Annotated in this window: 7 protein-coding genes; all 7 read right to left on the reverse strand. The window is 65.6% G+C overall.

Annotated elements, in window-relative coordinates:
* Positions 1–41: 41 nt before the first annotated feature.
* Positions 42–1,235 carry an elongation factor Tu gene (gene tuf, locus O3Q52_RS02675; RefSeq protein WP_055610510.1) on the reverse strand — a complete coding sequence of 398 codons (1,194 nt, stop codon included), beginning with the start codon at positions 1,233–1,235 and terminating at the stop codon, positions 42–44.
* Between the two features lie 143 nt (positions 1,236–1,378).
* Positions 1,379–3,505, reverse strand: coding sequence for an elongation factor G (gene fusA, locus O3Q52_RS02680; protein WP_143642861.1), 2,127 nt, complete (start codon positions 3,503–3,505; stop codon positions 1,379–1,381).
* Between the two features lie 39 nt (positions 3,506–3,544).
* Positions 3,545–4,015: a 30S ribosomal protein S7 gene (rpsG, locus tag O3Q52_RS02685; RefSeq protein ID WP_030345396.1), complete on the reverse strand. Its 471-nt coding sequence runs from the start codon at positions 4,013–4,015 to the stop codon at positions 3,545–3,547.
* A gap of 2 nt (positions 4,016–4,017) precedes the next feature.
* Positions 4,018–4,389: a 30S ribosomal protein S12 gene (gene rpsL, locus O3Q52_RS02690; RefSeq protein ID WP_003948652.1), complete on the reverse strand. Its 372-nt coding sequence runs from the start codon at positions 4,387–4,389 to the stop codon at positions 4,018–4,020.
* Positions 4,390–4,677: 288 nt separating this feature from the next.
* The gene (locus O3Q52_RS02695; RefSeq protein WP_269647173.1) at positions 4,678–5,142 is read right to left on the reverse strand and encodes a DUF1707 and DUF4190 domain-containing protein; all 465 of its coding nucleotides are present in this window, start codon (positions 5,140–5,142) and stop codon (positions 4,678–4,680) included.
* Between the two features lie 296 nt (positions 5,143–5,438).
* Positions 5,439–9,338, reverse strand: coding sequence for a DNA-directed RNA polymerase subunit beta' (locus O3Q52_RS02700; RefSeq protein WP_269647141.1), 3,900 nt, complete (start codon positions 9,336–9,338; stop codon positions 5,439–5,441).
* 97 nt (positions 9,339–9,435) lie between these two features.
* Positions 9,436–12,918, reverse strand: coding sequence for a DNA-directed RNA polymerase subunit beta (rpoB, locus tag O3Q52_RS02705; RefSeq protein ID WP_055610507.1), 3,483 nt, complete (start codon positions 12,916–12,918; stop codon positions 9,436–9,438).
* Between the last annotated feature and the right edge of the window lie 159 nt (positions 12,919–13,077).

Consider the following 13,077-nt stretch of genomic DNA (forward strand, 5'->3'; position numbering starts at 1 on the left):
CTGGAGCTACCAGGCGTTCAAGCCCAACAGGTAAGCGATGCCTACTTGTTGATCTTGGTGACCTGGCCGGCGCCCACGGTCCGGCCACCCTCACGGATGGCGAACTTCAGGCCCTCCTCCATGGCGACGGGCTGGATGAGCTCAACGGTCATCTCAGTGTTGTCGCCCGGCATGACCATCTCGGTGCCCTCGGGGAGGGTCACCACGCCAGTCACGTCCGTCGTGCGGAAGTAGAACTGGGGACGGTAGTTGTTGAAGAACGGCGTGTGACGGCCACCCTCGTCCTTGGACAGGATGTACGCCTGGGCCTCGAACTCCGTGTGCGGGGTGACCGAGCCGGGCTTGATGATGACCTGGCCGCGCTCGACGTCCTCGCGCTTGATGCCACGAAGCAGCAGACCGACGTTCTCACCGGCCTGGCCCTCGTCGAGCAGCTTGCGGAACATCTCGATGCCCGTGACCGTGGTGGTGGTCTTCTCGGTCTTGATGCCGACGATGTCGACGGTCTCGTTGACCTTGAGGACACCACGCTCGATACGACCGGTGACGACGGTGCCACGACCGGTGATCGTGAAGACGTCCTCGATCGGCATGAGGAACGGCTTGTCGACGTCACGCTCGGGCTGCGGGATCGACTCGTCGACGGCCTTCATCAGGTCGAGGACGGACTGGCCCCACTCCTTGTCGCCCTCAAGGGCCTTGAGCGCCGAGACCTTGACGACCGGAAGGTCGTCGCCCGGGAACTCGTACTCGGAGAGCAGCTCACGGACCTCGAGCTCGACGAGCTCCAGGATCTCCTCGTCGTCCACCATGTCGGCCTTGTTCAGCGCGACAACGATGTACGGAACGCCGACCTGGCGGGCCAGGAGCACGTGCTCCTTGGTCTGCGGCATCGGGCCGTCGGTGGCGGCGACCACGAGGATGGCGCCGTCCATCTGGGCAGCACCGGTGATCATGTTCTTGATGTAGTCCGCGTGACCCGGGCAGTCGACGTGCGCGTAGTGACGCGTCTCCGTCTGGTACTCGACGTGCGCGATGGAGATGGTGATACCGCGCTGGCGCTCCTCAGGAGCCTTGTCGATCTGGTCGAAGGCCGAGGCCTCGTTCAGGTCCGGGTACGCGTCATGCAGCACCTTGGTAATGGCGGCCGTGAGGGTCGTCTTACCGTGGTCGATGTGACCGATGGTGCCGATGTTGACGTGCGGCTTAGTCCGCTCGAACTTCGCCTTCGCCACTGGGTCCTCCTGTGGAGTGGTTCTGGTACGCCTTACTCATCGGCGCCAGGGTGATCTTTGCTGGGATGCCGCCCGCCGGGATTTCCGTTTCCGGATGAATCCCGTCGGTCGGTGTCAAGCCTAAAGCGTGCAAACGGTGTGCGTTACTCGCCCTTGGCCTTCGCGATGATCTCCTCGGCGACGTTCCGGGGAACCTCGGCGTAGGAGTCGAACTGCATCGAGTAGCTTGCGCGACCCGAGGTCTTGCTGCGGAGGTCGCCGACGTAGCCGAACATCTCCGAGAGGGGCACGAGGCCCTTCACGACGCGGGCACCGGCACGCTCCTCCATGGCCTGGATCTGGCCACGGCGGGAGTTGATGTCGCCGATGACGTCACCCATGTAGTCCTCGGGCGTGGTGACCTCGACGGCCATCATCGGCTCGAGCAGCACGGGGCTGGCCTTGCGGGCGGCCTCCTTGAAGGCCTGCGAACCGGCGATCTTGAACGCCAGCTCGGAGGAGTCGACCTCGTGGTAGGCACCGTCGAGAAGCGTGACGCGGACGCCCGTCATCTCGTAACCGGCGAGGATGCCGAACTGCATGGCCTCCTGCGCACCGGCGTCCACCGACGGGATGTACTCCCGCGGGATACGGCCACCGGTGACCTTGTTCACGAACTCGTACGAGGCGTCGCCGTCCACGATCGGCTCGATCGCGATCTGCACCTTGGCGAACTGACCCGTACCACCGGTCTGCTTCTTGTGGGTGTAGTCCACACGCTCGACGGCCTTGCGGATCGTCTCACGGTACGCGACCTGCGGCTTACCGACGTTGGCCTCGACCTTGAACTCACGGCGCATACGGTCGACCAGCACCTCGAGGTGCAGCTCGCCCATACCACCGATGATGGTCTGGCCGGTCTCCTCGTCCGAGTGAACCTGGAAGGAGGGGTCCTCCTCCGCGAGACGCTGGATGGCTACACCCAGCTTCTCCTGGTCACCCTTGGACTTGGGCTCGATGGCGACCTGGATGACCGGCGCCGGGAAGTCCATGGACTCCAGGATGACCGGGTGCTTGTCGTCACTGAGCGTCTCACCGGTGGTGGTCTGCTTCAGGCCCATCACGGCGACGATGTCGCCGGCGCCCACCGCCTCGATCTCCTCACGCTTGTTCGCGTGCATGCGGTAGATCTTGCCGATGCGCTCCTTCTTGCCCTTGACGGAGTTCAGCACGGCAGTGCCGGACACCAGGCGGCCCGAGTAGACCCGGACGAAGGTGAGCTTGCCCAGGTGCGGGTCGCTCATGATCTTGAACGCGAGGGCGGACAGCGGCTCGTCCACGGACGGCTTGCGCTGGATGACGACCTCGGGGTCCTTCACGTCGTGGCCCTCGATGGCCTCGACGTCAAGCGGGGTCGGCAGGTAGCGCACGACCGCGTCGAGCAGGGGCTGAACGCCCTTGTTCTTGAACGCGGTGCCACAGAACACCGGGGTGACCGTGGTGCCCTCGGACTTGCCGGACGCGATGGTGATGCGGCGGATCGCGGCGTACAGCTGCTCCACGGAAGGCTCCTTGCCCTCCAGGTACAGCTCCATGATCTCGTCGTCGTTCTCGGCGACCGTCTCGACGAGCTTGCCGCGGTACTCCTCGGCAGCCTCGGTGTGGGTGGCCGGGATGTCGACGACGTCGTACATCTCGCCCTTCTCCGCCTCGGCGGACCACACGAGAGCCTTCATCGTGACCAGGTCGACGACGCCCTTGAAGTCGGCCTCGGCACCGATCGGGAGCTGCATGACGATCGGCTGCGCGCCGAGGCGGCCGCTGATCATGTCGACGCAGCGGTGGAACTCCGCGCCGGTCCGGTCGAGCTTGTTCACGAAGCAGATGCGCGGCACGCCGTAACGGTCGGCCTGACGCCACACCGTCTCGGACTGCGGCTCGACACCCGCGACACCGTCGAACACGGTGACGGCACCGTCGAGGACGCGGAGCGAACGCTCCACCTCGACCGTGAAGTCGACGTGACCCGGGGTGTCGATGATGTTGATCGTGTAGTCGTTGTCCTCAAGCGGCCAATGACAGGTGGTAGCAGCAGAGGTGATCGTGATGCCACGCTCCTGCTCCTGCTCCATCCAGTCCATGGTGGCAGCGCCGTCGTGGACTTCACCGATCTTGTAGCTGACGCCGGTGTAGAAGAGGATCCGCTCGGTGGTGGTCGTCTTACCCGCGTCGATGTGGGCCATGATCCCGATGTTGCGGACCCTGGCCAGGTCAAGTGAAGTGGTAGCCATAAGGCTTCGGTCTTCTCTCGGTCTCGATGGGGGTAGCGACTACCAGCGGTAGTGCGCGAAGGCCTTGTTGGACTCGGCCATCTTGTGGGTGTCCTCGCGCTTCTTCACAGCGGCACCGAGGCCGTTGGAGGCGTCGAGAAGCTCGTTGAGCAGACGCTCGGTCATGGTCTTCTCGCGACGGGCGCGGGAGTAGCCGACCAGCCAGCGCAGCGCCAGGGTGCTCGCGCGGCCGGGCTTGACCTCGACCGGCACCTGGTAGGTGGCGCCACCGACACGGCGGGACTTGACCTCGAGGGTCGGCTTGATGTTCTCAAGAGCGCGCTTGAGCGTGATGACCGGGTCGTTGCCGGTCTTCTCGCGCAGGCCCTCCATGGCGCCGTAGACGATGCGCTCGGCGGTGGAGCGCTTGCCGTTCAGCAGCACCTTGTTGATGAGCGACGTGACAAGAGGAGAACCGTAGACCGGGTCGATGATGACCGGGCGCTTCGGGGCGGGGCCCTTACGAGGCATTTCTACTTCTCCTTCTTGGCGCCGTAGCGGCTGCGGGCCTGCTTGCGGTTCTTGACACCCTGGGTGTCCAGGGAACCTCGGATGATCTTGTAGCGAACACCCGGCAGGTCCTTCACACGGCCACCACGCACGAGCACGATGGAGTGCTCCTGCAGGTTGTGTCCCTCACCCGGAATGTAAGCGGTGACTTCGATCCCGCTGGTCAGACGCACACGCGCGACCTTACGCAGGGCCGAGTTCGGCTTCTTCGGGGTGGTCGTGAACACACGCGTGCAGACGCCGCGACGCTGGGGCGAACCCTCGAGTGCGGGCGTCTTGTTCTTCTCGACCTTGTCCTGCCGGCCCTTCCGGACCAGCTGCTGGATCGTAGGCACTACTTCTCCGGTTTCTGTGTGCCGAATGGTGAAGCTAACCTGGAACATCGCCGACCCACGCGGTCGGGTGTGTCGAATCCTGCAGACTCTCGCCGCGAGGCGAGAAGGGCGCAGATTTACGGTGGCCGCTTACGACTCCCCTTGCGGTTTGAAGGCACGCACGGGAGCCAGGGCACACCCCAGGCACAAGGTCTGAGCGTACCTACCTCATACGCTGCGGTCAAAACAAATGGGCCGCACTAACATCACTGAGCGGACCATGCCAACCCGCCACGCCGTCCGTGATCTTCATCCGGTCGTCAGCGCGGCGATGAGCAGCAGCGTCACCACAAGGGTCCAGCTGGCCGTGGCCAGCCATCCGATGACGAGCCCGGTGAGCGCCAGACCGTCACCGCCCTCGCCCGTGCGCCGGATCTCCGAGCGCGCGGAATGGCCGAGAATCACCGCGGGAAGACCGGTGAGCCCGACGGTCACCAGGCACAGCCCACCGCAGATCGCCGACCCGATCGCCTTCTCGTTCGTCTTCGGCACGGGAAGGGGCAGGAACGTCCGTGGCACGGCTCCTACGGCCGCCGGCAGCGGTACGGGCCCCTGGGGCAGGTCGGCCACCAGGAGGGCCAGCTCGCCCACCGTACGGGCCGCGTAGGCCCTCGCCACCCGCTTCTCGAACTCGGCCTGCTCCATGCGCCCCTCGCCGAAGCCGGCTCTGAGCACGTCGACGGCCCGCTCCCGGTCCGCGTGCGAGGCGAGCATCGAATGGCTGCCGTCCGCGTACCCGGGCTGCGGCGGACCGCCCTGCCCGTACCAGACCGGCGGCTGACCACCCTGCCCACGCCAGGACGGCACACCACCCGGCCCCTGCCGGGCCTGCGGATCCTTCGGCCCCTCCCCGGGCTGCCACGACGGGTACGACACGGGAGCACCTCCCCCCGAAAGACTGGGCTTCCATCATGCTCCAACGCGGCATTTCCGGCATAGGTTCCCGTCACAGGAAAAGCCGAAGGGCGGCCACCCCGAAAGGTGACCGCCCTTCAACTCAAGCAACCCGCTTACTGGTTGTACGGACCGTAGTCGTAGTCCTCCAGCGGAACGGCCTGGCCGGAGCCCGTGCCGAACGGCGAGTAGTCGATGTCGTCGTAGCCGACGGCCGAGTACATCGCGGCCTTGGCCTCCTCGGTCGGCTCGACCCGGATGTTGCGGTAGCGGGACAGGCCCGTACCGGCCGGGATGAGCTTACCGATGATGACGTTCTCCTTGAGGCCGATCAGGGAGTCGGACTTGGCGTTGATCGCCGCGTCCGTCAGAACCCTGGTCGTCTCCTGGAAGGACGCCGCCGACAGCCACGACTCGGTGGCCAGCGACGCCTTGGTGATACCCATCAGCTGCGGACGGCCGGAGGCCGGGTGGCCGCCTTCCTGGACCACACGACGGTTCTCGGTCTCGAACTTCGACCGCTCGACGAGCTCGCCGGGCAGCAGCTCCGCGTCGCCCGACTCGATGATCGTCACACGGCGGAGCATCTGCCGGATGATGATCTCGATGTGCTTGTCGTGGATCGACACGCCCTGCGAGTTGTAGACCCGCTGGACTTCGCCGACCAGGTGGACCTGGACGGCACGCTGACCCAGGATGCGCAGCACGTCGTGCGGGTTGGTGGCACCCACGGTGAGCTTCTGGCCCACCTCGACGTGGTCGCCCTCGCCCACCAGCAGACGGGCACGCTTCGAGATCGGGAACGCCGTCTCGTCGCTGCCGTCGTCGGGGGTGACGACGAGCTTCTTGGTCTTCTCGGTCTCCTCGATCCGCACGCGGCCGGAGGCCTCGGAGATCGGGGCGACACCCTTCGGCGTACGAGCCTCGAAGAGCTCGACGACACGGGGCAGACCCTGGGTGATGTCGTCACCGGCCACACCACCGGTGTGGAAGGTACGCATCGTCAGCTGCGTGCCGGGCTCACCGATGGACTGGGCGGCGATGATGCCGACCGCCTCACCGATGTCGACCAGCTTGCCGGTGGCCAGCGAACGGCCGTAGCACATGGCGCAGGTACCGACGGCGGACTCGCAGGTCAGGACCGAACGGGTCTTGACCTCCTCGATGCCGTACTTGACGAGCTCGTCGATGAGGACGTCGCCCAGGTCGGTGTTGGCCGGGGCCAGCACCTTGCCGTCGACAGTGATGTCCTCGGCCAGCGCACGTGCGTACACGCTGGTCTCGACGTTCTCCGTCTTGCGCAGGGTGCCGTCGGCGTCCCGCTCGGCGATCGCCAGACGCAGGCCGCGGTCGGTGCCGCAGTCCTCCTCGCGAATGATGACGTCCTGCGAGACGTCCACCAGACGACGGGTCAGGTAACCCGAGTCGGCGGTACGCAGGGCGGTGTCGGCCAGACCCTTACGGGCACCGTGCGTGGAGATGAAGTACTCCAGCACGGACAGGCCCTCACGGAAGGACGCCTTGATGGGACGCGGGATCGTCTCGTTCTTGGCGTTCGACACCAGACCACGCATACCGGCGATCTGACGCATCTGCATCATGTTTCCGCGAGCGCCCGAGTTGACCATCATCGAGACCGGGTTGGTCTTCGGGAAGTTCGCGTTCATCGCCTCGGCAACCTCGTTGGTCGCCTTGGTCCAGATCGCGATGAGCTCCTGCGTGCGCTCGTCCTTGGTGATCAGACCACGCTCGTACTGCTTCTGGACCTTCTCGTCCTGGTCCTCGTAGCCCTTGACGATCGCGCGCTTCGCGTCGGGAACGACGATGTCGGAGATGGCCACGGTGACGCCGGAACGGGTCGCCCAGTAGAAGCCGGCCGCCTTCAGGTTGTCGAGCGTCGCCGCCACGATGACCTTGGGGTAGCGCTCGGCGAGGTCGTTGACGATCTCGGAGAGCTGCTTCTTGCCGACCTCGTAGTCGACGAACGGGTAGTCCTCGGGCAGCAGCTCGTTGAAGAGCGCGCGGCCCAGCGTGGTGTTCAGGCGGAAGGTGTCACCCTGCTGCCACTCCGGGTCGCCCGCCTCCTGAGCCGGCGGGGTCCAGCCGCGCGGCGGGATGGTGCCCACCGGGAAGCGGATGTCCACCTGCGACTGCAGCGAGAGGTCACCGGCGTCGAACGCCATGATCGCCTCGGCCGCGGAGCCGAAGGACCGGCCCTCGCCCTTGACGTCCCGCAGCTCGCCGTCTGTGGTGAGGAAGAACAGACCGAGGACCATGTCCTGGGTCGGCATCGTCACCGGACGGCCGTCGGCGGGCTTGAGGATGTTGTTCGAGGACAGCATCAGGATGCGGGCCTCGGCCTGCGCCTCCGCGGAGAGCGGCAGGTGCACGGCCATCTGGTCACCGTCGAAGTCCGCGTTGAACGCGGTGCAGACGAGCGGGTGGATCTGGATGGCCTTGCCCTCGACCAGCTGCGGCTCGAAGGCCTGGATGCCGAGGCGGTGCAGCGTCGGCGCACGGTTCAGCAGAACCGGGTGCTCGGCGATGACCTCTTCCAGGACGTCGTACACGACCGTGCGGCCGCGCTCGACCATCCGCTTGGCGCTCTTGATGTTCTGCGCGTGGTTCAGGTCGACCAGGCGCTTCATCACGAACGGCTTGAAGAGCTCCAGCGCCATGGCCTTCGGCAGACCGCACTGGTGGAGCTTCAGCTGCGGACCGACGACGATCACGGAACGCGCGGAGTAGTCCACACGCTTGCCGAGCAGGTTCTGACGGAAACGACCCTGCTTGCCCTTGAGCATGTCGGACAGCGACTTCAGCGGACGGTTGCCGGGGCCCGTGACCGGGCGACCACGACGGCCGTTGTCGAAGAGCGCGTCGACGGCCTCCTGGAGCATGCGCTTCTCGTTGTTCACGATGATCTCGGGCGCGCCGAGGTCGAGAAGCCGCTTCAGACGGTTGTTCCGGTTGATCACACGGCGGTACAGGTCGTTCAGGTCGGAGGTCGCGAAGCGGCCACCGTCCAGCTGCACCATCGGGCGAAGGTCCGGCGGGATGACCGGGACGCAGTCGAGAACCATGCCCTTGGGGCTGTTGGAGGTCTGCAGGAAGGCAGACACGACCTTCAGCCGCTTCAGCGCACGGGTCTTCTTCTGGCCCTTGCCGGTACGGATGATCTCGCGGAGGCGCTCGGCCTCCTCGTCCAGGTCGAAGGACTCCAGGCGCTTCTGCAGGGCAGCCGCACCCATGGAGCCGTCGAAGTAGGTCCCGAAGCGGTCACGCAGCTCGCGGTAGAGGAGCTCGTCACCCTCCAGGTCCTGGACCTTGAGGTTCTTGAAACGGGTCCAGACCTCGTCGAGACGGTCGATCTCGCGCTGCGAACGGTCACGCAGCTGCTTCATCTCACGCTCGGCACCTTCGCGCACCTTGCGGCGTACGTCGGCCTTGGCGCCCTCGGCCTCCAGCTCGGCCAGGTCGGTCTCGAGCTTTTTGGCGCGGGTCTCGAGGTCGGCGTCGCGGCGGTTCTCGATCTGCTGACGCTCGACGGAGACGTGGGCCTCCAGCGACGGCAGGTCGCGGGTACGACGCTCGTCGTCCACGTACGTGATCATGTACGCGGCGAAGTAGATGACCTTCTCGAGGTCCTTCGGGGCGAGGTCGAGCAGGTAGCCCAGCCGCGACGGAACGCCCTTGAAGTACCAGATGTGGGTGACGGGAGCGGCCAGCTCAATGTGGCCCATCCGCTCACGACGCACCTTGGCGCGAGTGACCTCGACGCCGCAGCGCTCGCAGATGATGCCCTTGAAGCGGACACGCTTGTACTTGCCGCAGTAGCACTCCCAGTCCCGGGTCGGACCGAAGATCTTCTCGCAGAAGAGTCCGTCCTTTTCGGGCTTGAGGGTGCGGTAGTTGATGGTCTCCGGCTTCTTGACCTCACCGTGGGACCACTGACGAATGTCGTCAGCGGTAGCAAGGCCGATCCGCAGCTCGTCGAAGAAGTTGACGTCGAGCACTTGTCGTCAATCCCTCTTTCGGGGTCGATTCTTCACTGGTCTGACTGGGGTCCGGGGTTAGCCGGGGCTCCTGTTCAAGGAGCCCCGGCCAGACCCGTCAGACCTCTTCGACGCTGCTCGGCTCGCGCCGGGACAGGTCGATACCGAGCTCCTCCGCGGCGCGGAAGACGTCCTCGTCCGTGTCGCGCATCTCGATGGACATGCCGTCCGAGGACAGCACCTCCACGTTGAGGCAGAGCGACTGCATTTCCTTGATGAGCACCTTGAAGGACTCGGGAATGCCGGGCTCGGGGATGTTCTCGCCCTTGACGATGGCCTCGTAGACCTTCACGCGGCCGGTCACGTCGTCGGACTTGATGGTCAGCAGTTCCTGGAGGGCGTAAGCGGCGCCATAAGCCTCCAGCGCCCACACCTCCATCTCACCGAAGCGCTGGCCACCGAACTGGGCCTTACCACCCAGCGGCTGCTGGGTGATCATCGAGTACGGACCGGTCGAGCGCGCGTGGAGCTTGTCGTCGACCAGGTGGTGGAGCTTGAGGATGTACATGTAGCCGACCGAGATCGGCTCCGGGAACGGCTCGCCGGAGCGGCCGTCGAACAGAGGCGCCTTACCGGTGGGGAGCACCATGCGCTCGCCGTCGCGGTTCGGGATCGTGTGCTGCAGCAGACCGGCCAGCTCGTCCTCACGCGCACCGTCGAAGACGGGGGTGGCGACGTTCGTGCCCGGGTCGACCTTGTCGGCCTCGATGGCCTGGAGGCGCTGCGCCCAGTCGTCCGCCAGACCGGAGACGTCCCAGCCACGGCTGGCGAGCCAGCCGAGGTGGATCTCCAGGACCTGTCCCGGGTTCATTCGGGACGGGACACCCAGCGGGTTGAGGATGATGTCGACGGGCGTGCCGTCCTCAAGGAAGGGCATGTCCTCGATCGGAAGGATCTTGGAGATGACGCCCTTGTTTCCGTGACGGCCGGCGAGCTTGTCACCGTCCGTGATCTTGCGCTTCTGCGCCACGTAGACACGAACCAGCTGGTTCACGCCCGGCGGCAGCTCGTCGCCCTCTTCACGGTCGAAGACGCGGACGCCGATGACCTTGCCGATCTCGCCGTGCGGCACCTTCAGCGAGGTGTCGCGCACCTCGCGCGCCTTCTCACCGAAGATCGCGCGGAGCAGGCGCTCCTCCGGGGTCAGCTCGGTCTCACCCTTGGGCGTGACCTTGCCGACCAGGATGTCGCCGGCGACGACCTCGGCACCGATGCGGATGATGCCGCGCTCGTCGAGGTCGGCCAGGACCTCCTCGGAGACGTTCGGGATGTCCCGGGTGATCTCCTCGGGGCCGAGCTTGGTGTCACGGGCGTCGACCTCGTGCTCCTCGATGTGGATCGAGGAGAGGACGTCGTCCTGGACGAGGCGCTGCGACAGGATGATCGCGTCCTCGTAGTTGTGACCCTCCCAGGGCATGAAGGCGACGAGCAGGTTCTTGCCCAGCGCCATCTCGCCTTCCTGGGTGGCCGGACCGTCGGCGAGAACCTGGTTCTCGACGACCCGGTCGCCCTCGTCCACGATCACCTTCTGGTTGACCGAGGTGCCCTGGTTGGAACGCGAGAACTTGGCGACGCGGTACGTGGTGTACGTGCCGTCGTCGTTGGCGACGGTGATGTAGTCCGCGGAGACCTCCTGGACGACACCCGCCTTCTCGGCCTTGATGACGTCACCGGCGTCGACGGCGCAGCGGTACTCCATGCCCGTACCGACGAGGGGGGCCTCGGCGGTGATCAGCGGCACGGCCTGGCGCATCATGTTCGCGCCCATGAGGGCACGGTTGGCGTCGTCGTGCTCCAGGAAGGGGATCATCGCGGTCGCGACGGACACCATCTGGCGCGGGGAGACGTCCATGTAGTCGACGTCGTCACCGGGGACGTAGTCGACCTCTCCGCCACGACGGCGGACCAGGACACGAGCCTCGTCGAAGCGCATGTCGTCATTGAGCGAGGCGTTGGCCTGCGCGATGACGAACCGGTCCTCCTCATCGGCCGTGAGGTAGTCGACGTCGTCGCTGACCCGGCCTTCGACGACCTTGCGGTACGGCGTCTCGACGAAACCGAACGCGTTGATCCGGCCGTAGGAGGCGAGCGAGCCGATCAGGCCGATGTTCGGGCCTTCGGGGGTCTCGATCGGGCACATGCGGCCGTAGTGCGAGGGGTGCACGTCACGGACTTCGAAGCCGGCCCGCTCACGGGACAGACCACCCGGGCCGAGCGCGTTGAGACGACGCTTGTGCGTCAGGCCCGACAGCGGGTTGTTCTGGTCCATGAACTGCGACAGCTGGCTGGTGCCGAAGAACTCCTTGATGGAGGCGACGACCGGCCGGATGTTGATCAGGGTCTGCGGCGTGATCGCCTCGACGTCCTGGGTCGTCATCCGCTCACGGACGACTCGCTCCATACGCGCCAGACCCGTACGGACCTGGTTCTGGATGAGCTCGCCGACGTTGCGCAGACGACGGTTGCCGAAGTGGTCGATGTCGTCGGTCTCGACGACGATCGAGGCGCCGTTGGGACCGACGGTCTCGGTCTCACCGGCGTGCAGCTTCACCAGGTACTTGATCGTCTCGATGATGTCTTCGACGGTCAGGATCCCGGCGTCCAGCGGGGCCTCGCTGCCCAGCTTCTTGTTGACCTTGTAACGGCCGACGTTGGCGAGGTCGTAGCGCTTCGGGTTGAAGTAGAGGTTCTCGAGCAGCGTCTGCGCGGCCTCACGGGTCGGGGGCTCGCCCGGACGCAGCTTGCGGTAGATGTCGAGCAGCGCGTCGTCCTGGCCCTGGGTGTGGTCCTTCTCCAGGGTGGCCCGCATGGACTCGTACTCGCCGAACTCCTCGAGGATCTGCTCGGTCGTCCAGCCGAGAGCCTTCAGGAGAACGGTGACGGACTGCTTGCGCTTGCGGTCGATGCGGACACCGACCATGTCGCGCTTGTCGATCTCCATCTCCAGCCAGGCACCCCGGGAGGGGATGACCTTGACCGAGAAGATGTCCTTGTCGGACGTCTTGTCGATGGAGGAGTCGAAGTAGACACCCGGCGAACGGACCAGCTGCGTCACGACGACACGCTCGGTGCCGTTGATGACGAAGGTGCCCTTGTTGGTCATGAGCGGGAAGTCGCCCATGAAGACCGTCTGGGACTTGATCTCGCCGGTCTCGTTGTTGGTGAACTCGGCCGTGACGAAGAGCGGGGCGGCGTACGTGAAGTCGCGCTCCTTGCACTCGTCGATCGAGTTCTTGGGAGGCTCGAAGCGGTGGTCGCGGAATGTCAGGGACATCGACCCGGAGAAGTCCTCGATCGGGGAGATCTCCTCGAAGATCTCCTCCAGACCGGACTTGGTGGGGACGTCCTGTCCGCTGTCCAGAGCCGCCTCGACACGAGCCTTCCACGCGTCGTTTCCGAGCAGCCAGTCGAAGCTCTCGGTTTGCAGCGCAAGAAGGTTCGGAACCTCGAGGGGCTCCTTGATCTTTGCAAAAGAGATGCGCAGCGGGGCGGTGCTGGCGCCGTTGTTCGTATTCGCGGAGGCAGTGCGCGAGGCGGCCAAGAGGGGGTCCTTCCGAGGGCTCGGACTCACTACGCGCGTACCGGTCCCAAGCCGGACACCGGGACAGCCGTTTCCAGAATCAGCCAAAAGGCCAGGTCAGGATCGGTTCAATCCACAGTGCTGAAGCGAGGGCATGCCCCTGGTGACGGGCAGGAGGCA

Source organism: Streptomyces sp. ActVer (assembly GCF_027270795.1).
Classification (GTDB): Bacteria; Actinomycetota; Actinomycetes; order Streptomycetales; family Streptomycetaceae; genus Streptomyces; species Streptomyces umbrinus_A.